The organism is Rhizobium ruizarguesonis (assembly GCF_012349115.1).
GTDB classification, from domain to species: Bacteria; Pseudomonadota; Alphaproteobacteria; order Rhizobiales; family Rhizobiaceae; genus Rhizobium; species Rhizobium ruizarguesonis.
In genome coordinates, this window is the sequence record NZ_PQIG01000048.1 from 1 (window position 1) to 330 (window position 330).

Annotated in this window: 1 protein-coding gene; it reads right to left on the minus strand. The window is 60.9% G+C overall.

Features of this window, described 5'->3' with window-relative positions; translation table 11 throughout:
- Positions 1-330, minus strand: a 330-nt coding sequence (locus tag C3Y91_RS06070) for an AMP-binding protein (RefSeq protein ID WP_168575151.1), incomplete at both ends; no start/stop codon positions are given.

The window sequence follows — 330 nt, forward strand, 5'->3', positions numbered from 1 at the left end:
CGTGCTGGCGTGCTGCAATGTGAATAGCCGTATCGGTATTGTCCTTCAGCGGCACTGGCTTGCCGCCGCGCACGCCTTCGTCGCAGGTGATGACGAAGGTGGATTCGCAGTCGACGATACGCCCCGCCAGCGCCTCGGGCGAGAAACCGCCGAAGACGACCGAATGCACCGCGCCGATGCGGGCGCAGGCGAGCATCGCATAGGCCGCTTCCGGGATCATCGGCATATAGATGGTGACGCGATCGCCCTTCTTGACGCCGTGCTTCTTCAACACATTCGCCATCCGGCAGACATGCTCGTAGAGCTCGTTATAGGTGACCTTCTTATCGA